This window comes from Streptomyces sp. ICC4 (assembly GCF_003287915.1).
Taxonomy (GTDB): Bacteria; Actinomycetota; Actinomycetes; order Streptomycetales; family Streptomycetaceae; genus Streptomyces; species Streptomyces tritrimontium.
On record NZ_CP030286.1, the window covers coordinates 6,459,029 to 6,484,460 of the forward strand.

The 25,432-nt window shown below is 72.9% G+C and carries 26 protein-coding genes and 2 pseudogenes; 17 read left to right on the forward strand and 11 right to left on the reverse strand.

Features of this window, described 5'->3' with window-relative positions; genetic code table 11:
* Window positions 1–70 precede the first annotated feature (70 nt).
* The 3 genes from DRB89_RS30150 to DRB89_RS30160 all read left to right on the forward strand — a co-directional run bounded on the left by DRB89_RS30150 (window position 71) and on the right by DRB89_RS30160 (window position 3,968).
* Window positions 71–1,705: a sugar ABC transporter ATP-binding protein gene (locus tag DRB89_RS30150; RefSeq protein WP_239516395.1), complete on the forward strand. Its 1,635-nt coding sequence runs from the start codon at window positions 71–73 to the stop codon at window positions 1,703–1,705.
* Window positions 1,702–2,745 (forward strand): ABC transporter permease, encoded by a 1,044-nt coding sequence (locus DRB89_RS30155; RefSeq protein ID WP_239516396.1) that lies wholly within the window; start codon window positions 1,702–1,704, stop codon window positions 2,743–2,745. The genes DRB89_RS30150 and DRB89_RS30155 overlap by 4 nt, the downstream gene beginning before the upstream one ends.
* A gap of 110 nt (window positions 2,746–2,855) precedes the next feature.
* Entirely contained in the window at window positions 2,856–3,968 is a 1,113-nt protein-coding gene (locus tag DRB89_RS30160; protein ID WP_239516886.1) for a substrate-binding domain-containing protein, read from the forward strand.
* Window positions 3,969–4,047: 79 nt separating this feature from the next.
* On the opposite strand, the gene DRB89_RS30165 is transcribed toward DRB89_RS30160, so the two are convergent.
* Window positions 4,048–5,772 (reverse strand): acyl-CoA dehydrogenase family protein, encoded by a 1,725-nt coding sequence (locus tag DRB89_RS30165; RefSeq protein WP_112453906.1) that lies wholly within the window; start codon window positions 5,770–5,772, stop codon window positions 4,048–4,050.
* Window positions 5,773–5,989: 217 nt separating this feature from the next.
* Between DRB89_RS30165 and DRB89_RS30170 the strand changes: the two genes are divergently transcribed.
* From DRB89_RS30170 to DRB89_RS30185, 4 genes are all read left to right on the forward strand, one after another.
* Entirely contained in the window at window positions 5,990–6,775 is a 786-nt protein-coding gene (locus tag DRB89_RS30170; RefSeq protein ID WP_162688786.1) for a hypothetical protein, read from the forward strand.
* A 133-nt stretch (window positions 6,776–6,908) separates the two neighbouring features.
* The gene (locus DRB89_RS30175) at window positions 6,909–7,412 is read left to right on the forward strand and encodes a VOC family protein (protein ID WP_112451447.1); all 504 of its coding nucleotides are present in this window, start codon (window positions 6,909–6,911) and stop codon (window positions 7,410–7,412) included.
* A 126-nt stretch (window positions 7,413–7,538) separates the two neighbouring features.
* Entirely contained in the window at window positions 7,539–8,132 is a 594-nt protein-coding gene (locus tag DRB89_RS30180; protein WP_239516887.1) for a DM13 domain-containing protein, read from the forward strand.
* A gap of 105 nt (window positions 8,133–8,237) precedes the next feature.
* Window positions 8,238–9,302, forward strand: coding sequence for an NAD-dependent epimerase/dehydratase family protein (locus DRB89_RS30185; RefSeq protein ID WP_112451449.1), 1,065 nt, complete (start codon window positions 8,238–8,240; stop codon window positions 9,300–9,302).
* A 42-nt stretch (window positions 9,303–9,344) separates the two neighbouring features.
* On the opposite strand, the gene DRB89_RS30190 is transcribed toward DRB89_RS30185, so the two are convergent.
* Window positions 9,345–10,454: a HAMP domain-containing sensor histidine kinase gene (locus DRB89_RS30190; protein ID WP_112451450.1), complete on the reverse strand. Its 1,110-nt coding sequence runs from the start codon at window positions 10,452–10,454 to the stop codon at window positions 9,345–9,347.
* On the reverse strand, window positions 10,447–11,247 hold the full coding sequence (locus DRB89_RS30195) for a response regulator transcription factor (protein ID WP_112451451.1): 801 nt from the start codon (window positions 11,245–11,247) through the stop codon (window positions 10,447–10,449). The genes DRB89_RS30190 and DRB89_RS30195 overlap by 8 nt, the downstream gene beginning before the upstream one ends.
* A 123-nt stretch (window positions 11,248–11,370) precedes the next feature.
* Here DRB89_RS30195 and DRB89_RS30200 point away from each other — a divergent pair.
* The 4 genes and pseudogenes from DRB89_RS30200 to trpS form a co-directional block, all read left to right on the forward strand.
* Window positions 11,371–11,655, forward strand: a pseudogene (locus DRB89_RS30200) (glycosyltransferase family 2 protein); the annotation flags it as partial.
* A 101-nt stretch (window positions 11,656–11,756) separates the two neighbouring features.
* A complete protein-coding gene (locus tag DRB89_RS43850; protein ID WP_204357853.1) occupies window positions 11,757–12,086 on the forward strand; it encodes a hypothetical protein in 330 nt (109 codons plus the stop codon).
* A 62-nt stretch (window positions 12,087–12,148) separates the two neighbouring features.
* Entirely contained in the window at window positions 12,149–12,898 is a 750-nt protein-coding gene (locus DRB89_RS30210) for a GntR family transcriptional regulator (protein ID WP_112451452.1), read from the forward strand.
* Between the two features lie 227 nt (window positions 12,899–13,125).
* Window positions 13,126–14,199, forward strand: a complete 1,074-nt coding sequence (trpS, locus tag DRB89_RS30215; RefSeq protein WP_112451453.1) for a tryptophan--tRNA ligase — start codon at window positions 13,126–13,128, stop codon at window positions 14,197–14,199.
* 91 nt (window positions 14,200–14,290) lie between these two features.
* Here trpS and DRB89_RS30220 read toward each other — a convergent pair.
* Window positions 14,291–14,724, reverse strand: a pseudogene (locus DRB89_RS30220) (hypothetical protein).
* Between the two features lie 265 nt (window positions 14,725–14,989).
* Here DRB89_RS30220 and DRB89_RS30225 point away from each other — a divergent pair.
* Together DRB89_RS30225 and DRB89_RS30230 are read left to right on the forward strand one after the other, a co-directional pair.
* Window positions 14,990–15,730 (forward strand): tRNA-dependent cyclodipeptide synthase, encoded by a 741-nt coding sequence (locus DRB89_RS30225; protein ID WP_112451454.1) that lies wholly within the window; start codon window positions 14,990–14,992, stop codon window positions 15,728–15,730.
* A complete protein-coding gene (locus DRB89_RS30230) occupies window positions 15,720–16,904 on the forward strand; it encodes a cytochrome P450 (RefSeq protein WP_112451455.1) in 1,185 nt (394 codons plus the stop codon). Before DRB89_RS30225 ends, DRB89_RS30230 begins: the two co-directional genes overlap by 11 nt.
* 91 nt (window positions 16,905–16,995) lie before the next feature.
* Here the strand turns inward: DRB89_RS30230 and DRB89_RS30235 are convergent, their stop codons facing one another.
* From DRB89_RS30235 to DRB89_RS30250, 4 genes are all read right to left on the reverse strand, one after another.
* Window positions 16,996–17,748, reverse strand: coding sequence for an amino acid ABC transporter ATP-binding protein (locus DRB89_RS30235; RefSeq protein ID WP_162689006.1), 753 nt, complete (start codon window positions 17,746–17,748; stop codon window positions 16,996–16,998).
* An 8-nt stretch (window positions 17,749–17,756) separates the two neighbouring features.
* Entirely contained in the window at window positions 17,757–18,716 is a 960-nt protein-coding gene (locus DRB89_RS30240) for an ABC transporter substrate-binding protein (protein ID WP_112451457.1), read from the reverse strand.
* Between the two features lie 159 nt (window positions 18,717–18,875).
* Entirely contained in the window at window positions 18,876–19,334 is a 459-nt protein-coding gene (locus tag DRB89_RS30245) for an Rrf2 family transcriptional regulator (protein WP_112452342.1), read from the reverse strand.
* A gap of 49 nt (window positions 19,335–19,383) precedes the next feature.
* Entirely contained in the window at window positions 19,384–20,586 is a 1,203-nt protein-coding gene (locus tag DRB89_RS30250) for an acyl-CoA dehydrogenase (protein WP_112452343.1), read from the reverse strand.
* A 756-nt stretch (window positions 20,587–21,342) separates the two neighbouring features.
* On the opposite strand from DRB89_RS30250, the gene DRB89_RS30255 reads away from it, so the two are divergent.
* Window positions 21,343–21,906: a winged helix-turn-helix domain-containing protein gene (locus tag DRB89_RS30255; RefSeq protein ID WP_239516398.1), complete on the forward strand. Its 564-nt coding sequence runs from the start codon at window positions 21,343–21,345 to the stop codon at window positions 21,904–21,906.
* 94 nt (window positions 21,907–22,000) lie between these two features.
* Here the strand turns inward: DRB89_RS30255 and DRB89_RS30260 are convergent, their stop codons facing one another.
* A complete protein-coding gene (locus tag DRB89_RS30260; RefSeq protein ID WP_112452344.1) occupies window positions 22,001–22,222 on the reverse strand; it encodes a DUF6243 family protein in 222 nt (73 codons plus the stop codon).
* Between the two features lie 378 nt (window positions 22,223–22,600).
* Window positions 22,601–23,230: an NAD(P)H-dependent oxidoreductase gene (locus tag DRB89_RS30265; RefSeq protein WP_112452345.1), complete on the reverse strand. Its 630-nt coding sequence runs from the start codon at window positions 23,228–23,230 to the stop codon at window positions 22,601–22,603.
* Window positions 23,231–23,346: 116 nt separating this feature from the next.
* On the opposite strand from DRB89_RS30265, the gene DRB89_RS30270 reads away from it, so the two are divergent.
* The 3 genes from DRB89_RS30270 to DRB89_RS30280 all read left to right on the forward strand — a co-directional run bounded on the left by DRB89_RS30270 (window position 23,347) and on the right by DRB89_RS30280 (window position 25,079).
* The gene (locus tag DRB89_RS30270; RefSeq protein ID WP_112454208.1) at window positions 23,347–23,955 is read left to right on the forward strand and encodes a TetR/AcrR family transcriptional regulator; all 609 of its coding nucleotides are present in this window, start codon (window positions 23,347–23,349) and stop codon (window positions 23,953–23,955) included.
* A gap of 118 nt (window positions 23,956–24,073) precedes the next feature.
* The gene (locus DRB89_RS30275; protein ID WP_112452346.1) at window positions 24,074–24,487 is read left to right on the forward strand and encodes an SsgA family sporulation/cell division regulator; all 414 of its coding nucleotides are present in this window, start codon (window positions 24,074–24,076) and stop codon (window positions 24,485–24,487) included.
* 148 nt (window positions 24,488–24,635) lie between these two features.
* Window positions 24,636–25,079 carry a CBS domain-containing protein gene (locus DRB89_RS30280; RefSeq protein ID WP_112452347.1) on the forward strand — a complete coding sequence of 148 codons (444 nt, stop codon included), beginning with the start codon at window positions 24,636–24,638 and terminating at the stop codon, window positions 25,077–25,079.
* A 26-nt stretch (window positions 25,080–25,105) separates the two neighbouring features.
* On the opposite strand, the gene DRB89_RS30285 is transcribed toward DRB89_RS30280, so the two are convergent.
* On the reverse strand, window positions 25,106–25,429 hold the full coding sequence (locus DRB89_RS30285) for a putative quinol monooxygenase (protein ID WP_112452348.1): 324 nt from the start codon (window positions 25,427–25,429) through the stop codon (window positions 25,106–25,108).
* Window positions 25,430–25,432: the final 3 nt, after the last annotated feature.

A 25,432-nucleotide genomic window follows, 5' to 3' on the forward strand; every position in this document is an offset into this window, starting at 1 on the left:
GACTGCCAGTAGCATCCTGCCTGTCCCACCCTCCGAGAGGGGGATCCGAGGTCAGCCCCGGAGACGTCCCGTGCATGACGCCCATGACACTTCCGACACCTCGGCGAGCGGCCGCCCCTGGCCCTCCGGCGGGCCCTCCGGCGGGCCTTCCGGCGGGGAGCCGCTCGTCCGGATGCGCGGTCTCGGCAAGCGGTTCGGCGGCACCGTGGCGCTGGACGCGGTCAGCCTCGACCTCCACCGCGGCAGCGTGCTCGCCCTCCTCGGTCCCAACGGCGCCGGGAAGTCCACGCTCATCAAGGTGCTCGCCGGTGTCCAGCGGGAGGACGAGGGCGAGGTGACGGTGGACGGGCACCCGCTCCGTTCCGAAGCCGCCTCCGGAAAGATGTCCTTCATCCACCAGGACCTCGGCCTCATCGAGTGGATGACGGTCGCCGAGAACATCGCCCTGGGGACCGGCTACCCCCGGCGCCACGGTCTGATCTCCTGGCGCCGGACCCGGGAGCGCTGCGACGAGGCCCTGCGGACCGTCGCCGGACACCTGGACGCCGACGCCCGGATCGCGGACCTGGCACCCGCCGAACGCTCCCTCGTCGCGATCGCCCGCGCGCTCGCACGCCGGGCCGAACTCCTCGTCCTCGACGAGCCGACCGCCACGCTCCCCGCCGCGGACTGCGCCCGGCTCTTCGACGTCCTGCACACCCTGCGCGACCGGGGACACGCCGTCCTGTACGTGAGCCACCGGCTCGACGAGGTGTACCGGGTCGCCGACACGTTCGCCGTCCTGCGCGACGGACGCCTCGTCAGCTCGGGGCCGCTCGCCGGGTACGGCCCCGCCCGTCTGGTCCGCGACATCGCGGGCGGTCCGCCGGCCCGGCGCGGGCCCGCCGCCGCGGTGACCGCGGGCCGCACGGCCTCCGGCCGTCCGGTCTCCGGCCGCCCGGCCGCCGGAGGGCCTCCCGTACTGCGCCTCGACGCCGTGACGACGCGGCGCACCGGGCCCGTCAGCCTGGATCTGGCGCCCGGAGAGATCCTCGGCATGGTCGGGCTGACCGGCGCCGGCCACATGCACCTGGGCCGCGCCCTGGCCGGCGCGCTGCCGATGCTCGGCGGCCGGGCCCTGCTCGACGGGCGTCCGTACCGTCCGCGCACCACGGCCGACGCCCTGAACCGGGGGGTGGGCCTCGTACCCGCCAACCGCCAGGAGGAGGGCTGCGCCCCCGATCTGACGGTCCGGGAGAACCTCCTGGCCAACCCCCGGGCCGCCGGTGTGCCGGCCTGGAGCTGGCTCGCTCCCCGGCGGGAGCGGCGCGAGGCCGACGCCCTGATCGAACGGTTCTCGGTGCGCCCCCGCGACAGCGAGGCGGCCCTGGCCACCCTGTCCGGAGGCCATCAGCAGAAGGTCGTCCTCGGCCGGGCGCTGCGCGGGCGGCTGCGACTGCTGATCCTGGAAGAGCCGACGGCGAGCGTGGACGTCGGCGCCAAGGCGTCGATCCACCGGCTGCTCGACGAGGCCGCGGCCGAGGGCTTGGCGGTCCTGCTGGTGTCCACCGACTTCGAGGAGGTCGCGGACCTCTGTCACCGCGCGCTGGTCCTCGTCCGCGGATCGGTGGCGGCCGAACTGTCGGGCGCCGCCCTGACGCCCGCCGAGCTCACCCGCGCCGCCTCGGCCATGCCCGCGATCACCGGAAGCACGACGGACCGGTGACCTCCTGGTCCCCGCGGGGGCACCTCATCGGGCACTACGGCCTGCCGGCCCTGACCGCCCTGCTCTTCGTGGCGTTCTCCATCGCCCTGCCGGACACGTTCCCCACCCGGGAGAACGTGTCCTCCATCCTGTCCAACCAGTCGATCCCCGCCCTCCTCGCGCTCGGTGCGACGATCCCGATCGCCATCGGCAAGTTCGACCTGTCCATCGGCTACGGGCTGGGCCTGGCCCACGTCCTGGTGATGCACCTGATCGTCGAGGAGGGGACGCCCTGGCCGGTCGCCGGCCTCGCCGTCGTCCTCGGCGGGGCGCTGATCGGCGCCCTGAACGGGGTCATCGTCGAGTTCGCCCGGATCGACTCCTTCATCGCCACCCTCGGCACCGGCAGCATCATGTACGCGCTCACCGGATGGCTCACCGACGGCAGCCGGATCGTGCCCGGCCCGGAGGGCCTGCCGGCCTCCTTCACCGGCCTGTACGACTCCCGGTTCCTCGGCCTGCCCCTGCCCGCCTTCTACGTGCTGGCGGCCGCCGCCGTCCTGTGGGTGGTGCTGGAACGGCTGCCGTTCGGCCGGTACCTGTACGTCGTCGGCTCCAACCCCCGTGCCGCCGCCATCATCGGCATCCCCACCCGCAGGTACTCCGTCTACGCCTTCGCCGGATCGGGCCTGGTCGTGGGCGTCGCCGGGGTCCTGCTGGCCGCGCAACAGCAGATCGGCAACCCGAGCGTCGGCCTGGACTACCTGCTGCCCGCCTTCGTCGGCGCGCTGCTCGGCTCCACCACGGTCAAGCCGGGGCGCGCCAACGCGCTCGGCACCCTCGTGGCCGTCAGCGTGCTGGCCGTCGGGCTCGCCGGGATCGGCCAGCTCGGCGCCCAGTTCTGGGCCACCCCGCTGTTCAACGGCGGCACCCTGCTGATGGCGGTCGGTCTGGCCGGCTACGCGGCCAGGCGGCGGCTGCGCGCGCGGGCCGCGACGGACCGGCGCCCGCCCCACGAACCGCCCGCGCCATCGGAGCCGCCGGCGGCCGGCGGCCCGTAAGCGCCCCCGTCACCACCCCTCGCACCATCGCCCGGCCCCCAGCGCACCTCCCGGTCAGGAGCACCGTGTACCCGAACCGCAACCGCACCAGCGTCCTCGCGGCCGCGGCCCTGTGGGCGGCCGCCTCCGGCCTCGCCGCGGGCTGCGGGGGCGGGTCGTCCCCGGCCTCCGGCGCGGCCTCGCCGTCGGCCGGCGCCGGCTGCCCGGCCGTACTGGCGCAGGCGAAGGAGTCCGTCCAGCGGGCCGAGCGGACGGACCTGTCCTGGAACGGGCCCACGACCGGCCCCCGGGCGGTGCCCGACAAGACCGTCGTCTACGTCGCCCAGACCATGACCAACCCCGGTGTCGCCGGAGTCGCCAAGGGCGTCCGCGAGGCCGCGGCGGCCATCGGCTGGCAGGTCCGGGTGATCGACGGGGACGGCACCCCCGCCGGCATCCAGGCCGCGCTCAGCCAGGCCGTCACCCTGGCACCCTCGGGCATCGTCATCGGCGGCTTCGATCCCCGGCTCACGGCGCAGCAGGTGGCACGGGCCGGGGCCGCGGGAATCCCGCTGATCGGCTGGCACGCGGTCGACTCCCCCGGACCGAGCACGAGTCCCCGGCTCTTCACCAACATCACCACGAAGGTGGAGGAGGTCGGACGGGTCAGCGCGGACTGGGTCATCGCCGGGTCCGACGGCGGCGCCGGGGTCGTCGTCTTCACCGACGACTCCATCCCGTTCGCCCACAACAAGTCCGAGCTGATCAAACGGCGGCTCGCGGCCTGTCCCGGGGTGACGCTGCTGGCGACCGAGAACATCCCCATCCCGGACGCGAGCCAGCGCACCCCGCAGCAGGTCTCCTCCCTCATCTCCCGCTTCCGGGACCGGTGGACCCACTCCGTCGCGATCAACGACCTCTACTTCGCCGACGCCGCCCCCGCGCTGCGCGGCGCCGGGCGCCCCGGAGCCGGGCCGCCCTTCAACATCGGCGCGGGGGACGGCGACCCCTCCGCCTTCCAGCGCATCAACAGCCGGCGGTTCCAGGCCGCCACCGTCCCCGAACCGCTGTCGCAGCAGGGGTGGCAGATCGTCGACGAGTTCAACCGTGCCTTCGCCGGCGGGCCCGCGAGCGGGTACGTGGCACCCGTCCACGTGGTGACGGCCGAGAACAGCGGCGGGGCCACGTCCTGGGACCCGCGGGGCTACCGGGAGGCGTACGAGCGGATCTGGCACGGGCAGTGACCGACCCGGGTCACCGCGGGTTGACGCACGGGCCGTAGGGGCCGTACGGGCGGTGCGGCCCGTACGGCGACCGGACGCGTCAGAGCGCCATCTCGTACGCCCCGGCCAGGGCCTCCACCCGGGCCCAGACCCGCGCCGTGCGGTCGGCGTCGACGGCCGGCCGGCGGACCGCGCCCAGCGCCCAGCCCTGCTGGTCGGCGGTGGCGGACTCCTTGCCGTACAGCTCGACCGCGTGCGCGGAGAAATCGCGTACGAGGACGCCGAACAGCTCGTCCAGCACGTCCTCGTCCAAGCCTGTCAGCTTGGCCTGCTCCAGGACCAGCTGGCCGTGCACGACCAGTGCGAACAGCTGGCCGACCGAGAGGAGGAGGTCGAGGTCGCGGCTCTGCGCCTCGTCCGGGGCGGCCCTGGTGACGAACTCGCACAGGGCGTCGGCCTGTTCGCGGAACCGGGCGACATTGGGCAGGGCGGCGTACGCCTCGTAGGCGGGGCGCCAGTCGTGGAAGCGTACGGATCCCAGGCCGCGGGCCGGTCCCTGGCGGAAGAGGAAGGCGTCGTCGGCCGCGTCGAGGCGGGTCGGCACGGGTGCGTAGTCGGCCGGTTCCAGCAGGTGGTTGCGCATGAACTTGAGGATCAGCGCGAGGTTGACGTGGACCGTGCCCTCCAGCTTCGGCAGGCTGCGGATCTCGACGGCCGCCTGGGCGAAGTAGGTGTCCTTCTCGAAGCCCTTGGCCGCGATGACGTCCCACATCAGGTCGATGACCTTCTCGCCCTCCGTGGTCACCTTCATCTTGGTCATCGGGTTGAACAGCAGGTAGCGGCGGTCGTCCGGGCCGGCGGAGCGGAAGTAGTCGACGGCGCGGTCGCTGAACAGCTTCATCCCGACGAGGCGGACGTACGCGTCGGTCAGCTCCCGGCGCACGTGCGGGAAGGCGGTGACGGGGCGGCCGTAGAGGATCCGGCCCTGCGCGTGGGTGACGGCCTCGTACATCGCGTGCTCGCAGATGCCGATCGAGGCGGTGCAGAGATTGAACTTGCCGACGTTGACGGTGTTGAGGGCGGCGTCGAAGGCGGCGCGGCCGGTGTGCAGGACGTCGGCGGCGGCGACCGGGTAGTCCTCCAGGCGGAACTCGCTGACGTACTTGGAGGAGTCGACGACGTTCTTCACGAGGTGGTAGGCGGGGTGGCGGCTGTCCGCGGCGAAGAAGACGTAGCCGTCGGGGCCCTCGACGTCGGTGCGGCGGCCGAAGACGGAGACCAGTCCGGCGGCGTTGCCGTTGCCGATGTAGTACTTCGACCCGGTGGCGCGGAAGCCGTCGTCGCCCTCGGGGGTCAGCAGCATGTCGGTGGAGTAGATGTCCGCGCCGTGGGTCTTCTCCGACAGGCCGAACGCGAACACCTCGCCCTCGGCGAGGAGCTGCGCGGCACGGTCGCGGGCGGCGGCGTTGCCGCTCTGCCAGACCGGGCCGAGACCGAGGATGGTCACCTGCCACGCGTACCAGTAGTCGAGTCCGTAGAAGCCGAGGATCTCGTTCAGGGCGGCGATGCGCGCGGTGTCCCAGCGCTTGTCGGCCCCGTCCTGGCCGGCGGCGGGTTCCGGGGTCAGGAAGGTCGCGAAGAGCCCCTCCTTCGCGGAGAACGCGAGGAAGTCCGCGAGCCAGGCGCGCGTGCGGTAGTCCTCGATCAGCCGGCGCTTGCCGCGGGCCTCGAACCAGTCGACGGTGGCGCGCAGCAGCCTGCGGGTCTCGGGGTCGAAGTGCGCCGGGTCGTAGGTGCGCGGGTTGAACAGCAGCGGGTCGCTCATGGTCATTCGCCTTCCGGACGATGCGGGGTGCGGGGTGCGAGGCCCGCCCCACCCTCCCCCGGCTTCGGCCCGGGGAAACCTGTCCGAGGGAAGCGGCGGGCCGGGGGGATCCGTCCTCGGACTCCCCTGCCGCGAACCTGAGTACGCCTACTCATGGCCTGCCCGCACCGGGCCGGGGACCATGGGCAGTCCGGGCGTTCGGACGGGAGGCGGGGGCATGGGCAGGTCTCTGGGGGTGGCGGCAGCCGTCGTGGCGGCGGCCGCGGCACTGGTCTTCGCCTACGTGGCGGGGGCACCGCCCGCGGTGGTGTTCGCCGTCGGGGCGGGCGCGCTGAGCCTCCTGTGGCTGCTGCTCCTGCTCACGCTGCCCTGGAACCTGTACTTCCGCGCGCACGCGGTGCTCGCCGAGATCGCGGTGAGCCGTGAGAAGGGCATGGAGGTCTCCCCGGCCCGGGACGCCGAGGCCGCGCGCATCGCGCGCACGATGCTCCGGGTGGCGGTCGCGGGCCACGTCCTGACGGTGGCGGTCGTCCTCGCGGTCACGTGGGCGACGGGCGAGTTCACGGGCTACTGGTTCGCCGCGTTCTTCCTGCTGAGCACCTTCTTCCGGCCGGCCGGCGCGTACTTCGGCCAGCTCCGGCGGCGCCTGGGCAGCCTCCTGAAGGACGTCACCCACCCGCGGGACGACGTCGTCGAACTGCACGCCCGGCTGAACCGCGCCGAGGCCGGGACGCGGGCCCTGGAGGACAAGGCGGAGGAGCAGTACCGGGCCCTCGCCGAGCTGCGCCGCACCGTGGACGCGCTGGCCATGGGCTCGTACGAGCGGACCGAGGAGACGAACCGCAGGATCGCCGCGCTGGGCAGGGAGTTCGAGTCCACGGTGAACCGCCTCACCGACAACCAGGAGATCATCGCGGGCGTGAAGGCGTTCCTGCGCCTGCTGCGGTCCACCGACGCGGGCGTCCCGGCCGACCCGGCCGGCGGCGTCGCGGACCCCCGTTGACCCGCCTCAGCCGTTCGGGGCATCCGGCAGCGGGCTGCCGCGCGGCGTGGGCGGGCGATCCGCGGGTCCGGGACGACAGTGGTCGCAGACGGCGGTCTGCGGTGATCGTCACTGTCCGGAAAGGCGGTGCCCGGTGACCGTCAAGCCCGTTCCCGAGGGATATCCGCGGATCACTCCCTACCTCTGCGTCGACGGAGCCGCGGCGGCGATCGACTTCTACGTCTCCGTGCTGGGCGCGACCGAGCGGATGAGGATGCCCGCGCCCGACGGCAGGATCGGCCACGCCGAGCTGGAGTTGGGCAACTCCGTCATCATGCTCGCGGACGAGTACCCGGACCTCGGGTTCCGCTCGCCGAACACGGTGGGCGGCTCTCCGGTCACCCTGCACGTGTACGTCGAGGACGTGGACGCCGTCTTCGCCAAGGCCCTCGGCCTGGGCGCCACGCAGCTGTCGGCGGTCAAGGACGAGTTCTACGGCGACCGCACCGGGCAGTTCGAGGACCCCTTCGGCCACCGCTGGAACGTCGCGACGCACGTGGAGGACGTTCCGCCGCAGGAGATGGAGAGGCGGGCCGAGGAAGCCGCGCGGTCCCTGGGCTCCGCGCCGGACGCCGCACCGCCCCGGCCCGAGGCGTAAGAACTTCGTCATCAGGGCGGGCATGGCGCCCGGTGCCGCCTCCGCGTTGAATGCGGTGAGCGGACCGGTGGGCGGCCCGCCCGGAAGACGGAGACGCACGTGGCGGACAAGAAGCGGCGGGGCCGGGTGCGGGCCGGGGCACTGATCGCGGCGGTGGCGGCGCTGGGCATCGGCTCGTACTGGTTCCAGCCGTGGAAGCTGTGGCAGGACGAGACCGTCAGGGAGGCCCTGCCGAACGCCTCCCCGCCGAACGCGTCCCTGCCGAACGCGGCCCCGCCGAGCACGGCTCCGACCGGCACGGGCGTGACGCCCCCGGCCTCACGGCCGTCCCCGGCCGCCGGCGGGCCCTCCGACGCACCGGCGGGCCCGCGGACCCTCGCCCTGGGCACCCTGATCAGCCACGAGCACGCCACCACGGGCACGGCGAAGCTGCTCCTCCTCCCCGACGGCTCCCGTACCCTGCGCCTGGAGAACCTCGACACCAGCAACGGTCCCGACCTGCGGGTCTGGCTGACCGATGCCCCGGTCAAGGAGGGCGTGGCGGGCTGGTCGGTCTTCGACGACGGCAAGTACGTGAGCCTGGGCAAGCTCAAGGGCAACAAGGGCGACCAGAACTACGAGGTCCCGGCCGGCGTGGACCTGGCCGACTACAGCAGCGTCACCATCTGGTGCGACCGCTTCGACGTCTCCTTCGGCGCCGCGGCCCTGGGCCCGGCGTGACGCCGCCGGCGGCCCGCCGGGCTCCCGCCCTCCCCGTATGACGGAAGTCTTACGTGCGCGCGTGGGAGACCCCGCGGGGATCGCACGCTGCGTAACGTCCCGGGCATGCGCGTACTCGTCACCGGAGGAGCCGGGTTCATCGGCTCCCACATCGTCACCGCCCTCGAGGACCGCGGGCACGAACCCGTGGTCCTCGACGCCCTGCTGCCCGCCGCCCATCCCGGTACGCCACCGCTGCCCGGCGCCGAGTTCCTGCACGGGGACGTACGGGACGCCGGCGCGGTGCGGGCCGCATTGCGCGGGGTGGACGCCGTGTGCCACCAGGCGGCCATGGTCGGGCTCGGGAAGGACTTCGCCGACGCCCCGGAGTACGTCGCCTGCAACGACCTCGGGACGGCGGTGCTGCTGGCGGAGATGGCGGCCGCCGGCGTCCGGGAGCTCGTACTGGCCGGGTCGATGGTGGTCTACGGGGAGGGCCGGTACGAGTGCCCGCGCCACGGGGTGGTCCGCCCCGGGCCCCGGCTGACGGCGGATCTGGCCGCCGGCCGGTTCGAGCCGCGCTGCCCCGACTGCGGGGCCGAGCTCGCGCCGGGCCTGGTCGGCGAGGACGCGCCCACCGATCCGCGCAACGTGTACGCCACCACGAAGCTCGCCCAGGAGCACCTGGCGGCGGCCTGGGCCCGGTGCACGGAGGGCCGGGCGGTGTCGCTGCGCTACCACAACGTGTACGGGCCGGGCATGCCGCGCGACACCCCGTACGCCGGCGTCGCCTCCTTCTTCCGCTCCTCGCTCGCCCGGGGCCAGGCCCCCCAGGTCTTCGAAGACGGCGCGCAGCGGCGGGACTTCGTCCACGTCACGGACGTGGCCGCGGCGAACGCGGTGGCCCTGGAGGCCGTCGGCGCACGGGAGGCGGGCACGCTGACGGCTTACAACACCGGCAGCGGAGAACCGCACACGGTCGGAGAGATGGCCGCCGCGCTGGCCGCCGCGCACGGCGGCCCCGCCCCGGTGGTGACGGGCGGGTTCCGCCTCGGCGACGTCCGGCACATCACCGCCGACTCCGCCCGGCTGCGCCGCGAGCTGGGCTGGCGCCCGGAGGTCGGCTTCGCGGAGGGGATGGCCGCGTTCGCCCTGGCCGGGCAGCGCGCGTCGGCGGGCTCGGCGGGCTGAGCCCGGCGCGGGGCGCCGGCAGGGGCCCCGCGCCGGTACGGCCTACGCGGGGGCCGGGAGGGTCAGTTCGAAGCGGCAGCCACCGGGCACGTTGTGGACGTCCGCGTGCCCGGAGTGGGCTTCGACGATGCCCCGGACGATGGCCAGGCCGAGCCCCGCGCCCGAGGGGGGCGTGCGGGCCCGGGAGCCCCGCCAGCCGGTGTCGAACACCCTGGGCAGGTCCTCCTCGGGGATGCCGCCGCAGGCATCGGTGACGGACACCACGACCGCGTCCGCGCGGCGTTCGGCGGCGATCGCGACCGTGCCGTCGGCCGGGGTGTGGCGGATGGCGTTGACCAGCAGGTTGGACAGCACCCGGGTCATCTCCTTGCCGTCGACCTCCACCGGCAGCGGGGCCACGCTTCCGCCGGCCAGGCGCACCCCGTGTTCGCGGGCGAGGGCGTCCGCGCCGGCGAGCGCGTCGCCGACCAGGTCGTAGAGGGACATCCGGGTGGGTGCGAGGCAGAGGGCGCCCGCGTGGATGCGGGACAGCTCGAACAGGTCGGTGACCATGGAGTTGAGGCGGTCCACCTCGGCGCGCATCTGGTGGTGGTAGCGGGCCGGATCGGCCACCACGCCGTCCTCCAGCGCCTCCGACATCGCGCGCAGCCCGGCCAGTGGGGTCCGCAGATCGTGCGAGATCCAGGCCACCAGCTCGCGCCGCGAGGTCTCCAGGGCCCGCTCCCGTTCGCGCGAGGCCGCGAGCCGCTCACCGGTGAGGGCCAATTCGCGGCTCAGCGCCGCGAGTTCGGCGGGGGCGGGCACGACGGGAGCCGTGAAGGTGCCCTCCTCCCCGAAGTCCTTCGCCGCGGCCACGAGTTCCCGGCAGCGCCGCACGACCTGCCGGCCCAGCAGCAGCGCGGTGCCCAGGGACACGGCCGCGGCCATCGCGACGACCGTGGTCACCACGAAGAGGTCGTGGGAGGAGAGGAACATCGCCCATGCCACCGCGAGCGTCCCGGCGAGCATCGCGGACACGGCGACCGCCGCGACGACCGCGAGGGACACGGCGACGCTCCGGCGGCGCAGTATCCGCAGCGCGACGGCGCCGAGCAGCCCGGCGGCTCCCGCGCCGAGGAAGGCGTACAGGGCGATCAGCAGCAGGTCACGCACGGCCGTCCTCCCCACGGGCACCGGCCGCGCCCCCGGCCGGGCCGACCGGGCAGGGCCCCGCTTCGAAGCGGTATCCGGCGCCCCACACGGTCCGGATCAGCTGTGGATCGGCCGGATCCCGCTCGATCTTGGCCCGGAGCCTGCGGACGTGGACGGTGACGGTGGACAGGTCGCCGAAGTCCCAGCCCCAGACCTCGCGCATCAGCCGTTCCCGGTCGCAGACCTGGCCGGCGTGCCGGAGGAAGTGGACGAGGAGGTCGAACTCCCGCAGGGTGAGGGCCAGTTCCACTCCGTCCCGGGTCACCCGGCGGGCCGCCGGGTCCACCGTCAGACCGGCCGCCACGAGCAAGGGCTCGTCGGCCGGGGCCGCCGCGGCCGACCTGCGCAGGACCGACCGTACGCGCAGGACCAGTTCGCGCGGGCTGAAGGGCTTGGTCATGTAGTCGTCCGCACCGACTTCGAGGCCCAGGATCCGGTCGTCCTCGTCACCGCGCGCGGTGAGCATGACCACGGCCACGGGACGCCTTCCGTCCCCCTGCGCCCGCAGCCGACGGCAGACCTCCAGGCCGTCCATGCCGGGCAGCATCAGGTCGAGGACCACGAGGTCGGGCCGGTGCCTGGCGGCGGCCTCCAGCGCGGCCGGGCCGTCCGCGGCCCGGTGCACGGTGAATCCGGCCCGCTCCAGGTAGCCCGCCACGACTTCCGAGACGGTCGGATCGTCGTCGACCACGAGGACGCGGCCCGTGACGTCGCCGCGGGCCGGGCCGCGGTCGGTTTCGCTGCTGGATGCCATGCCTCCAGAGTGACACCGCGCCGCGCCGTGTGGACCCGGGCCCACTGCCGTGGGGCGCGGTGTCCGCGTTTCGTAAGGTCTTGCGGTGCCCTTCGCCGCCTTCCGGTTCCTACGGTGTGGAGGGTGACTCCTTCTGCTTGCCGTCCGCCCCTCGCGGACCTCGTACTGCCCTGTCTCGACGAGGCGGAAGCCCTTCCCTGGGTGCTGGCGCGGGTGCCCGCCGGGTGGCGGGCCGTCGTCGTCGACAACGGCTCCACCGACGGCTCGGCGGCCATCGCCCGCGCCCTCGGCGCCACCGTCGTGCACGAGACCCGGCGCGGCTTCGGCGCCGCCTGCCACGCCGGGCTGCTGGCCGCGCGCGCCGAACTGGTGTGCTTCTGCGACTGCGACGCCTCCATGGACCCCGGCCGGGCTACGACGACCCCTCGGCCGGATCCCGCTACTCCCTGCTGCGCCTGGTCCTGCCCGACTCCTGGGCCTTCCCCGCGCTGGTCGCCGTCCTCGCGGCCGTGTCCCTGTACGTGATGTGGCGCGGGGATCCGCGGCGGCCGTGGAGCGGCGCCCTGCTGGTCACCGGCTGGGCCTTCGCCCTCCTCACCCCCGGCTACCCCTGGTACGCGCTGCTCCTGATCGCGCTCGTCGCCCTGGACGGACGCTGGGAGTGGCTCGGCATCGCGCTCGCGGGCGCCGCGGTGTACGTCCTCGGCCCGACGGTCGGCTACCAGGCGGCCCTGAGCAGCACCGCGTACGGCTCAGCGGCCGCCCTCGTCCTGGTGACGGCCCCGGTCCGGCGGCGAGCCGCCGCACGGCACGCCGCTCCCGCGAGACGGACGGTCTAGGCTCGCCCACACCTTCGTCGCCCTCCGGACCGCCGCCCGTCCCGGCAGAGTGGGAGCCCGCCATGCCCGTGGAGCCCGTGTTCACCCACGTGTCGTCCGGTGGCGGCCAGCCGCCGTACGTCCTGGCCCAGCAGGCCCTGGCGCACGCCATCGCGGCCGGCGCCCTCGCGCCGGACCAGCGGCTGCCCTCCGAGCGGCACCTGTGCGAGCAGCTCGGGATCAGCCGCTCCACCCTGCGCCGCACCCTCAAGGCCCTGGAGGAGGACGGACTGGTCGAGTCCTCCGAGCGGCGCGGCTGGCGGGTGCGGCGGGTCGGTTTCAGCCACTCCGCGGACACCGCGGCCCTGGCCGGCTTCGGCGGGGTGAACCGGAGCCTGGGCCGCGCGGTCACCGCGCGCGTACTGGGCGCCCGTACCCGGCCGGCCGCCTCCGAGGAGGCCGAGCGGCTCCGGATCACCACCGGGGCCGAGCTGTTCGAGCTGCGCAGGCTGCGCTTCCTGGACGGCCTGCCGGTGTGCGTGACGCACGACCTCGTACCGCTCGCCGTCGCACCGGCCGTCGCGGGGGCGGACTTCACCACCGCCTCCCTCTTCGGCGTCCTGGCCGCCGCCGGGCACGTCCCCGTGGGCGCCCGGTACACGGCCCGCGCCGCCCTCGCCGACGCCGAGCAGGAGCGCCTGCTGGACCTGAGCGGCCCCTCGGCCGTCCTGAACACGCGCCGCCTGTCGCTCGACGCCGAGGGCGCTCCCTGCGCCGACACCCGGGAGACCTACCGGGGCGACCGCCACGAGGTACGACTGACCCTGGGGTGACCCTCGGCCGGCCGACCCTCGGCCGACTGACCCTCGACCGTCCCTGGCGGGCCCTTGGTCCACACTCTCGCGCCATCCGCCCTTTTTCACACCCGCGAGGTGGAATTGCACCGCCTTGGGGCGTATACCTGGAACCATCTGGTCTGCCTCTGGTATAGGCGGCCGGTCTGGGTGCCGCCCCGAGCCACCCACGTCCACGGCACCGCGCACGCAGGAGGAATCCGCCGATGAGTACGTCCACGACCCCGGCCCCGGACCTGTCGGTCGCACGGCGGCGCAGCACCGAGCTGGAAGGGCTGATCGCCGCCGATCCGGGCCGGTTCCGGGTGCTGACCGGCGACCGGCCGACGGGACGGCTGCACCTGGGGCACTACTTCGGCACCCTGCAGGGCCGGGTCAGACTCCAGGACCTGGGCGTGGACACCTTCGTGATCGTGGCCGACTACCAGGTCCTCACCGACCGGGACGTCGCCGAACACCTCGCCCGGCACGTCGAGGACCTCGTGCTCGACTACCTGGCGGCCGGGATCGACCCGGAGCGGTCCACGATCTTCACCCACAGCTCGCTGCCCGCCCTCAACCAGCTGCTGCTGCCCTTCCTCTCCCTGGTCTCCGTGGCGGAACTGCGCCGCAATCCGACCGTCAAGGACGAGATCGCCCACTCCCGGCAGGCATCGGTCAGCGGGCTGATGTTCACCTACCCGGTGCACCAGGCCGCCGACATCCTGTTCTGCAAGGCCGATCTGGTCCCCGTCGGGCAGGACCAGCTCCCCCACCTGGAAGTCACCCGCACCATCGCCCGCCGCTTCAACGACCGCTACGGCCAGGACGGTCCGGTCTTCCCGGAGCCCGACGCCCTGCTGTCCGCCGCTCCGCTGCTGCTCGGCACCGACGGCACCAAGATGAGCAAGTCGCGCGGGAACGCCATCGGTTTGTCGGCCACCGCCGACGAGACCGCCGCCCTGGTCAGGAGCGCCAAGACGGACGCGTCCCGGCGCATCACCTACGACCCGGCCACCCGCCCCGAGGTTTCCGGCCTCGTCCTGCTCGCCGCCCTGTGCCAGGAGCGGGACCCTCGGGCGGTCGCGGAGGAGATCGGCGACGGCGGCGCGGCGCAGCTGAAGAAGACGGTCACCGAAGCGGTCAACGACCGCTTCGCACCGCTGCGGGCGCGCCGCGCGGAGCTCGCGGCCGACCCCGACCACGTACGCGACGTGCTGCGCGCCGGCAACGAGCGGGCGGGCGCCGTCGCGGAGGCCACCCTCGCCGAGGTCCGGGCCGCCATGGGGATGGCGTACTGACGGCACCGGGCGCCGGCCCGGCCGGGTGGCCGAGGGGGCCCCGGGCTGCCGGCCGCCCCGCCCACCCGAGCCGACGGGCCCAGCGGCAGCGCTACGGGAAGAGGCCGTCCACGAGCTCCGTCAGCGCCGCCGTCAGCGCGGGAAGGCCGGGGCCGGCGGGGCCGCCCGGTTCGGTCATGTATGTGTCCCGGCGGATCTCGATCATCAGCGCGCCGACCCGGTCGTCCTTGCCGTAGTGCTCCAGCGGTACGTACGTGCCGGCGAAGGGGCTATCGAGCCCCGTGCCGCCGAATCGTTGACGAACTGCCACGGCGTGACGGCGGATCCCGCCGCGGCGGCCGCCGCGATGTCCGCGGTGTGGGAGTCGGTGATGTGGTCCAGCTCCCGCTCGAGCGCACGGTCGTCCAGCAGGATGCCGCGGCGGACGGGCTCCGGTACGAAGCGCGAGGAGTGCGGGACGTGCAGGATCACCGGCGACGCGGCCGCGCCGGGGAGGAGTCGGAAGGGTGCGTGGGCCTGGTCCATGCGTGGTTCCTCGGTGAGGGGGCTCCCGTCGGGGGCCGTGCGCGGCCCAAATCGACTGTACCGGCCCACCGTTCGAGGCCTGGGGGGAAGCGATCATTCCGATTGTGTCGGACCCCCCGCGACCCGCCGGTCTGGTACCGATATATCGATGCCCTAGTCAACTGTGCTGTCCGACAGGTGAGTTACCGACCAGAAGCCATGGAATGCCGCCCACCGTTCGGGTACGGTCCGTGACGTCGCCGCCACACCTTGGGCACAAGGCCCCATGGGACTAGCGGCACAAAGGACCCGACACCTGTTGACGACAGCGACCGAAGTCTTCACAGTCCGGCCGTACACCCCGCATTGCCAGGTGATCCACCATGAGGGCGATCACGCCGTCATAGGCATCTCACCAGGAAACAGCTACTTCTCGGCCCAGCGCGTCCTCGACCTCGCCCAATGGGGAATGCGCAACTTCCAGCAGGTCGACATCATCTACACCGACCTCCACGTGGCCGACATGTACGAGGCCCTGGGCTACGACCCGGACGAGGCCCGCCGCAAGGCGGTCAAGAACCTGCGCGGCGTCCGCGCCAAGGTCAACAACGCCGCCGCCGAGACCGACCCCACCGGCGTCCGGCTGCGCGCCCGTCCGATGTCGGCCCTCACCGACATCCCCGCGTACCGGGCCCTGCACAGCCACCTGACCAACCTGCTGGACAACGACCCGGAGTTCCGCACCACTTGCGACTCCCTGGTCGACAGCTTCCTCTCCTCCAAAGTCCTGGACGGAAAGGCGGCCACCACCCGGCAGCGCGAAGTCTGCCTGAAGTACGTCTGCGCGGAAGCGCCGCTCTTCCTCGACACGCCCGCCATCCTCGGCGTGCCGTCCTCCCTCAACTGCTACCACCAGCTCCTGCCGATGGCGGAACTGCTCTACTCACGCGGCTATGGTCTGCGCGCCTCGCGCAACCAGGGCCACGCCGTGATCACCCCCGCCGAAGGAGACCCCGATGCCCGCTGACACCCTTCTGGACTTCCCGTTCTCCGCACGCGGCGACCAGCTCCCCCACGAGATCGAGGAGCTCCGCGACGAGCCGGTCAAGCGGGTCCGCACGATAGCCGGGGACGAAGCCTGGCTCGTCTCGTCCTATCCGTTGGCGAAGCAGGTCCTCGAAGACCCCAGGTTCAGCCTGAAGGACACGTCGGCGCCCGGCGTACCCCGCCAGTACGCGCTGACGATCCCGCCCGAGGTCGTCAACAACATGGGCAACATCACGGGCGCCGGGCTGCGCAAGGCCGTCCTGAAGGCGATCAACCCGAAGACCGACGGGCTCACCGACTGGATGCGCGCCCACGCCTCCGAGCTGATCGACAGCCTCCTCGTGCACGGTGCGCCCGTCGATCTGCGCGGCCAGTTCACCAATCCGTACGCCGAGAACCTGCACTGCCGCATCCTCGGCATCCCCGAGGCCGATGCGCCGCGCCTGGCCGCCAGCCTCGACATCGCGTTCATGAACTCGGCCTGCCCCGTCACCGGCGCCAAGCTCAACTGGGACCGGGACATCGCCTACATGGTGGAGCGCCTCGACGACCCCTCCACCACGGGCCTCATCGCCGAGCTCGCCGCCCTGCGCAAGGACTCCCAGTACGACCACCTCACCGACGAGATGCTGGCCACGGTCGGCGTCACACTGTTCGGCGCCGGGGTCATCTCCACCATGGGGTTCCTGACGATGGCGATCGTCTCGCTCCTCCAGAACCCGGACGTGTGGCAGGAGCTGCGCGAGTCCCCGGAGCGGATCCCCGCCGCCGTGGACGAACTCCTGCGGGTCAACCTCTCCATCGCGGACGGTCTGCCCCGGCTCGCGCTCGAGGACCTCACCCTGGGCGACGTCGAGGTCAAGAAGGGCGAGCTCCTCCTCGTCCTGGTCGAGGCCGCCAACACCGACCCGGCCGTGTTCCCGGATCCCCACGCCTTCGACATCGACCGGGAAAACGCCGCCACGCACCTCTCCTTCGGCGGCGGCCAGCACTACTGCCCCGCCACCGCCCTCGGGAAGCGGCACACCGAGATCGCCATCGAGGTCCTCCTGGAGAAGATGCCCAACCTCCAGCTGGCGGTGCCGGTCGACCAGCTCGTCTGGCGCACCCGCTTCATGAAGCGCCTGCCCGAGCGGCTCCCCGTCCTCTGGTAGCAGGACCGCACCCGGTACGCCGACAGCCCCGGCCGGATGTTCCGGCCGGGGCTGTTCAGGGCGCCCTGCCCGGCCCTCGGGCCGGGGTCCGTCACAGGGCCTTGGCGAGGAAGGCGCGGGTGCGGGTGTGCCGCGGGGCGTCCAGGACGGCTTCGGGCGGACCCTGTTCCACGACGACCCCTTCGTCCATGAACACGACGGTGTCGGCGACCTCCCGGGCGAAGCCGATCTCGTGGGTCACCACGATCATGGTGGTTCCGGCGCGGGCCAGGTCCTTGATGACGTCCAGGACCTCGCCGACCAGTTCCGGATCGAGCGCCGAGGTCGGCTCGTCGAAGAGCAGCACCTTGGGCTCCAGCGCGAGCGCGCGGGCGATGGCCACGCGCTGCTGCTGCCCGCCGGACAGCTGCCGCGGGTAAGCGCCGGCCTTGTCGGCCAGGCCCACGCGCTCCAGCAGCCGCAGGGCCGCTTCCCGCGCCTCCCCCTTCGGCCGGCGCAGCGCGGAGACCGGGGCCTCGACCACGTTGTCCAGCACGGTGAGGTGCGGAAAGAGGTTGAAGTTCTGGAAGACGAAGCCGATGTGCGTGCGCTGCCTCAGGACCTCCTTCTCCTTGAGCTCGTAGAGCTTGCCCCGGGCGCCGCGGTAGCCGATGAGCTCGCCGTCGACACTGATCCAGCCGCGGTCGACCTTCTCCAAGTGGTTGATGGTGCGCAGGAGCGTGGACTTCCCCGAGCCCGACGGGCCGAGGATCACGGTGACTTCACCGGCGCGCACCCGCAGGTCGACGCCGCGCAGCACCTCCAGCGGCCCGAAGCTCTTGTGGACCGCGCGGACGTCGACCATGAAGTCGCTCACGTGTGCTCGGCCGGGTTGATCCGCGAGGTGTCGATCGCGGACGCGGTGGTTCCCCACTTCTGCAGGATCCGGGCGTAAGTACCGTTCTTGATGAGCTCGTTGACGGCTGCCTGGAAGGCCGGGGTCAGCGCCGAGCCCTTCTTGAAGGCGAAGCCGACGTCCAGCCGGTGGTACTCGCCGAGGAAGGTGGTCTGCGCGGCGGGCTGCGCCGCCTGGTAGCGCAGGCCGTTGATCGTCGACATGACGACGTCGATGCGGCCCTGCTGCAGGGCGGTGGTGACGGCCCCGGTCTCGGAGAAGACCTTGACCTCGTACGGCTTCTTGCCCGCCGTGGCGCACACGCCCTTCTGCGCGGTGAGGGTCTTCTCGAACGTCGTGCCCGCCCCGGTGCCGATGGTCAGCCCGCACAGCTGGGTGAGGTCGGAGACCTGCGTGGTGAGCGCGGTGTTGCCGGTCTTGACGGCGAAGCCCTGGCCGTCGTTGACGTAGGTGACGAAGTCGATGGTCTTCAGGCGTTCGGTGGTGACGCCGAAGTTGCCCGTGCCGAAGTCGTACTTGCCGCTGCCGAGGGCGGGGAGGATCGTCTCGAAGGAGGCGTCCTGCCGCTCCAGCCGCAGGCCGAGGACCTTGGCCGCCGCGTCGGCCACGTCGATGTCCTGGCCGGCGGGCGGCTTGTCCTGCCCGTTCGGGTAGTAGGCCGAGGGCGGGGCCCCGACGGAGCCGCCGACCCGCAGGGTGCCCGCCTTGCGGACCTCCGGCGGGAGCAGGGCGGCGATCGAGTCCACCGCCCGCACGCCGGCGACGGGGTCGTCGGCCGGGGCGGGCGAGACCTGGGCCCCCGCCACCGCCGGGGCTCCGCCGGAGGAGCCGCAGGCCGTCAGCGCCGACACGGGCAGCAGGGCGAGGAGGGCGGCGGTGCGCAGGCGGGTGCGGATCCCGTTCCCGGGGAGGTTCACAGCGGGGAGGCCTTTCCGTGGCGGGGCGTGGCGAGGAGACGGGCGGGGGCCCAGGTTTAAGGGACGTCGGGCGCTCCGTGATTAGGGTGCGGACCGTGGGGGCGGCGCTCACGGCGCTGACCTTGGAGGTGACCGCCTGGGTGCGGATGGGGCCGGAGGTCAGGGATTGGTCCAGGCGTCCGGGGCGTGGGCCAGCTCGGACACGGCGGCCGGCAGGTCCGAGGACGCGACGTCGGCGAGCGACACGCCGTCGAGGATCTCGCGCACGTTGGCCCGCAGTGCGATCCACAGGGGGAGCAGGGCCTCGGCGGGACCGGTGTAGGACAGGTCCGGCGGGCGGACCCCGCGCACCGAGACGAGCGGTCCGTCCACGACGCGGATGACGTCCGCGATGCTGATGGACTGGGCGGGCTTGGCCAGCCGGTAGCCGCCGTTGCCGCCGCGCTGGCTCAGTACGAGACCGCCCCGGCGCATGTCGTTGAGGATGCCCTCGAGGAACTTGTGCGGGATGTCCTGCGCGTCGGCGATGGCTTCGGCCTTGACCGGGCCGTCGTCCTGCGACGCGGCAAGCTGCAGTGCGGCACGTACCGCGTAGTCCGCCCTGGCTGAAATCCGCATGGTGGCATTATCCCGCACCCGGAGTCGGCCCGCGTCCGGGCGCCCCGGGTCAGCGGAAGGTCGCGGCCATCGCCCGGTGGGAGCCGTTGATGTAGTGCTCGCCGATGGAGCGCAGTCGGTGTGCGGCGGGGTGGTGGGCCGTCAGGACGCGGGCGTTGCGCCAGAAGCGGTCCAGGCCGGGGGCGTCGGCGAGTTCCAGCACCCGCGCGGTGATGTGCAGGGCCGCCTTCGACGTCACGGTCTCGGCCGTGGCGACCAGCGCGGCGACGCCCGCGGGCTCCTCGTCGTCGAGCCGCGCACCCGTGTCCAGGGCCTGCGCCATCACCTCTGTGGCCCGGTCGACCATGGCGGTGGCCGTCTGGGCGGCAGAGGCGAGCTCCCCGTACGTCAGGAAGAGGTCCGGGTCCTCACCGGGCAGCCGGTACGCGCGCCCGCCCCTGCTGAGGTCGCGTGCTTCGGTGAGGGCGCCCTCGGCGATGCCGAGGCCGACGTGGCACAGGGCGAGCTGGAGCGCCGGCTCGGCGAGCGCGGTGAACGGGGCGGTCGACTCCTCGTCGTACGGCCGATGGTCCAGCACCTGCTCGGGCGTGACGGAGACCCGGTCGAGCACGACCTGCCCCGCGCCCGCGACGCGCTGCCCGAGGCGGTCGTGCGCGGGCTCGACGGTCACGCCCCGCGTACCGGGCGCGATGCGTACGACCAGGACGTCGCCGGTCGCGGCGCAGACGGCGTCCACCACCAGCTGGTCGGAAACGGCCGCGGCCGTGTCCACGAACCGGCGGCCGGTCAGCAGGTAGCCGGTGTTGCGGGGCCTCGGGGTGAGGCGCGGTCCGTCGGTGACGTCGTCGGGCGCGGGGGTGCGGATCGCGCCGGTCCACAGCCACTGCTCGCGCACCGACTCCTCTTCGAAGGCGGCCGGGTCCTGGTGGCTCCCGTAGAAGCGTCCGCTCCAGGCGTGGACGTAGTGGCGGGCGAGTACGTCGCCGATGGAGCTGTCCGCCGTGGCGATCTTCCGGATGACGGCGCATCCGGTGCGCCAGTCCGTCCCGCGGCCCGGCCCGGGCGGGGTGAGGGCTGCCAGCAGGCCGGCCTCGCGGATCCGGGCCAACTCGTCGGTCGGCGAATCGCCCGCCTGGTCACGGGCGATGGCGTCGGCGGCGAGGTCGTCCGCCACATCGCGCGCGGTCCGCAGGAGCGTGCGGCGCCGCTCGTCGGCGGGCCGGCGGCCGGCGGTGCTCGGTGTCGTCGGCACCGGCGTCACCGACAGGCCCGGGTGCGGGTGAGTGGCGCGGGGACCGGGCGGACGGCGGTGCCATGCGGGATGGCGGTGGTCATGTCGGATACTCCGGAACGTTGTCGGCGGGCGTCGGCGGGCGTCGGCGGGCGTCGGCCGGTGGTCACGGGTGAGGTGACGGGCACGGGCGGGGGTGCCGGTCGCATTCCCACCTTTCCCATCGGATTGATAGGGATACTCGCCCCAAGTGGCCCTCCGGGCAAGGGTGTGACCGCATGGTGGACGCTTCCGTCTTGGGATGAAAGATGACGGAGAGTCAAAAGGGTGTGCGACGACCCATTCAGGAGGGTTTGACCGCATTATCGGTACCGGTCGGTGCGTCAGCTTCGGTGAACATCCATCATTTCCTATCTTCTTAGTAGGGAAGTCTTGACGCGCGCCCGTCGCGCACCTCACGATGTGGCCATGTCCCCGTCGCAGCCGTTGTTGGTACGCCGCAGGCACGTTGACTTCCGTCGCGTAGCCAGCGCCGTCTGCCGACTCTTCTAGGGCTTCTTCGCAGGGCATTCCTCCGACGCGCACCGGCGTTCCGGTCGCGGTCCTCCTCCGTGTGCCGCGCTTCCCCGCACCCCGGCCCCTCTGTGCCGTGCGGGCCCGCCCGGTGTGTGCGGCGCGCCGGCCGTCCCGGTCGGCCCGTCACGGAGCCCCCCATGCCCCGTCGTGGCCGGACATCCGGCATCCGTACCCCACTCCGTGCAGCCGAAGGGGCTCATCGTGACCACCGCGCTTCCCGTTCCCGTACCCGCCCTGCGCCGTTCTCCGGCCCCCCGCCTCCAACTGGTCGGCGACCGCCTGCCCGGCTACCCCGCCGCCGGGACGGGCGACGGCCGCGTCGGGTACCTCGTGTTCCTGCCGGCGAACGTCGATCCGGTGGCCCTGATGAACGCGCACGGCATACGCCCGGAGGTCCAGCCCTTCGAGACCGGGCAGGCTCCGGCTCCCGCACCGGAACCCGAACCGGCCCTGCCGCTCGGGCCCGTCCGCTCCGACGACGCCATCCGGGTGGACCACGCCCGGCGGATGATCGAGGTCGACGGCCGTGAACTGGACCTGACCTACCTGGAGTTCAGCCTCCTGGCCCACCTCGTGAGCCACCCGTACACGGTGCACGCGCGGGAGGCCCTGATCTCCGGCATCTGGGGGTACGGGCACATCGGTGACGGCCGAACCGTCGACGTCCACGTGGCCCGGCTCCGCCGCAAGCTCGGTCCCGCCCACCGGGACCGCATCTCCACGGTGCGCCGGGTCGGCTACAAGTACGTGCCCGATCACCGGTGAGCGGAGCGGAAGTGCGCGAACGGCAGCAGGGCCCGGACCGCGCGTCGCGGTCCGGGCCCTGCTCCGTGCGGTGCCGCCCTGCGGCGGCTGTGCGTCAGCTCTGTGCGGCGTCGGCCGCGTCGCCCGCCTGCCCGGCGCCCTCGGCCGCGTCGGCCTTCTCGCGCATCTTGCGCACCAGCTCCGCCTTCTGGTCGGCGGCACCCTTGCGGTCGAGGTTGCGGTGCGGACCGTTGTTCTGCCGTTCGGCGCGGGACAGCCTCTTGCGCTGGCCGCCGCCCATGCCCACGGGGTTGTTGATGTTCTTGCTGACGGTCACGGGTTCTCCCGGAAATGATGTGAAGTGATCTACGGATTCATCGGTGGGGGACGGGCAGCGACGTCGAAGGACGTCAGGACGTCGAGGGACGTCAGCAGGAGCCCATCACGCTCTCACTCGTAAATCGGCGCCTGGAAGAACTGGAAGAACATGACAAAGACGTTACCCGGTTCCGTCGGCTCCGCACACCAACCCGTTCGCCGCCCCGGGATGATCTCTAGTGCTGTGGCCGGGAAGGTTTGCCGGGTCGTGGTGTCCGGTGCGGTGCATCGCAAGGCGGAGGACCACGCCTCGTACTGGCCGTACCGGTGTGGTCCGACAACGCGGCGAGGTGCCGTGCCGGGCGCCGCGACCCGGTGGACCTTTCCGGTCACAGCACTAGCTGGCCGGGGCGAGGTTCGTGTCGCGGGCGGCTTTCAGGGCTTGCGCGTGGAGCTCGGAGGCCTGGTCGCGGAGGCCTTCCATGCCCGGGGTGGTGGCGGCGAGGGTGAGTTCGCGCTCGATGACGGTGAGGTCGGCCTGCCAGACGTCGGCGAGGATGCGCCTGAGGTAGGGGGTGGAGTGGTCCCAGCCGTCGCGGGGGGTGCCGGGGCCGTAGCCGCCGCCGCGCACGGTGGCCAGTACGGCCGGCTTGCCCTCCAGGATCGGAGTGGGGCCGCCCGCTCCCGTGATGACGAGGTCGGCCCAGGTCTTGAAGTGCTGGGACACGCCGTAGTTGTACAGCGGGACGGCGAGCACCAGTGCGTCGGCGCCCGCGAGCTCCTCCGTGAGTGCGCCGGCCAGGGCGAGGGCTCCGCGCTGGGCGTCGGTGCGGGCGGGTTCGGGTGTGAACCCGGCCACGGTGGCCAGCGCCCAGGCGTCGGCCGGAAGGGGGTCGGTCCCCAGGTGGCGGCGTACGACCGGCTCGCCGGGGTGGGCGGCGGTCCATTCGGCTTCCACGACGTCGGCGATCTCGGCGCCGGCCGAGGTGTCGGGGAAGAGGCTGAAATCAAGACGCAGCAAGGTCATGGGTGTCTCCGCAGGTCAGCGGGATGCAGGTCCCGGATGGTCGGCCGGTGGTGGCTCCGTCAGCCAGCATAAACGGACTTTACCCCGTTTAGAAGTCCCGCTGTAGCGTGGACCTCGTGAATCGACCCGTCCTGCCAGTGGGAGCGCCCCGAGCCGAGCGCGCCGACGCCGTCCGCAACCGCGTGCTGCTGCTGTCCACCGCCCGCGAGATGATCGCCGAGCGCGGCGTGGAGAAGCTGACGATGGACGCCCTGGCCGAGCGGGCGGGCCTGGGCAAGGGGACGGTGTTCCGGAGGTTCGGCAGCCGCGCGGGCATCTTCCACGCCTTGCTGGACGACGCCGAACGCGCCCTCCAGGAGGAGGTGTTGTCGGGCCCCGAGCCGCTCGGGCCGGGGGCGGATCCGGTGGAGCGGCTGGTCGCCTACGGCCGGGCCCGGATCGCCTTCCAGCTGCGGCACCACGCCATCGCCCGGGCCGCTCTCGACGGCTCCCTGCCGGTACCGGCGGGAGAGCGCAGCATGTCGAGGATCCACATCCGCGTGCTCCTCGGCCAGGCTCCCCTCCCCGGCGCGGACCTCGACATGCTGGCGGTGCAGCTCACCGCCGCCCTCGAAGGCCCCTTCCTGCTGTACCTGGCGGCCGCCCGGGACGAGGAACCCACCGACCACGTCGACCGGATGGCCCGGGCCTGGCAGGACCTGGTCGAGCGCGTCTGTCGGGCCTGACCGGCCCCGGCGCACTGAAGGCGGCCCCCGGCCGGGCGGGTCCCCCGATCGGACCTGCGTGACAAGGGTGAAGCGGGGCACACGCGTGCCACCGCGCATCCCACCCCGGAGGCCGTAGATGTCCTTTGTGTCTGCCCAGACCGTTGTCCGCCTCGACGCGGAGCGGTGCCGTGTACCGCTCCGCGCCCGTTTCTCCTACGACGGCGAAGACCCGTACGTGGTCCAGGCGGTCTTCTTCGACGGGCCCACCGTCCTGGCCCGCTGGCACTTCGACCGGCAGATGCTGGCCGAGGGACTCCACACCCCGGTGGGTGAGGGGGACGTCGCCTTCAGCCCCCACCGGGCACCCGGCGGCGACGACGAACTCCGCGTCGCCCTGCGGGGCCCCAGTGCCGACGGCGAGCGGAACGCCGTCCTCTTCGTGGAGGCCCGCGCGCTCTCGGGCTTCCTGGAGCAGACGTACGCGATCACCGACGTAGGAGAGGAGTCCCTCGACCTCGACAGGCTCCTTGAGGAGTTCCTGGCCCGCTGACATCCACGACCGCGCCGGCGCCCGTACCCGCAGGTCAGCGGCCGATCGCCGCCGGGACTCAGGGTCGCCCCGACCGGGTTTGCGCCGCCCGGGGGAGGGTAGGCGCCGCATGGCGGGCGCCCTGCCGCCTCCAGCACCAGGAGGAGCGATGACCCGACGAGTCCACGAGGTCATGACGCGCAACCCCGTGACGGTCGACCAGCTGACCTCACTGGCAGAGGCCGCGCGCGTGATGCGCGACGCCGGAATCGGGGACGTACTGGTCGTCGACCAGGGCCGGCTCCGCGGCATCCTCACGGACCGCGACCTCGTCATCCGGGCCTTGGCCGAGGACCGTGATCCCGCCGAGACGACCGTGCGCGCGATATGCAGCACCGATCCGCTCACGGTCGGGCCCGACGACCTTGTCGACCAGGCCGTCGACCTCATGCGCCGGCACGCGCTGCGCCGCCTGCCGGTGCGCACCGAGAGCGGCGAGCTCGTCGGCATAGTCACCCTGGGCGACCTGGAAGTGGAACGGGATCCGGGCTCCCCGCTCGCCTCCATCGCGGCAGCGGCGGCGGAGTCGGAGTCGGAGGGGGGCGAGCGGTGAGGGGCGAGCGGTGAAAGCGGTGAGGGTCAGTCGACCTGCAGCTCGCCCATCCGGCTCCAGCCGGTCGCGCCCTCGATGGTGGTGCTGACGATCTCCGGCGTACGGGTGACCAGCGGGCGCATGGTCTCCAGCGCCGCACGGAAGTGGTCGGAGGTGACGTGCGCCTCCGCCGCGTCGTCCTGGAACGCCTCGACCAGGACGTAGGTGTCCGGCTCCTCCAGGCTCCGGGACCACTCGAACCACAGGTTGCCCGGTTCGGCGCGGGTGGCGTCGGTAAAGGCCGCGACCTTCCGGGGCCACTGCTCGACGTACTCGGGCTTGACGGGGAATTTGACCACAATGAAGATCATTCG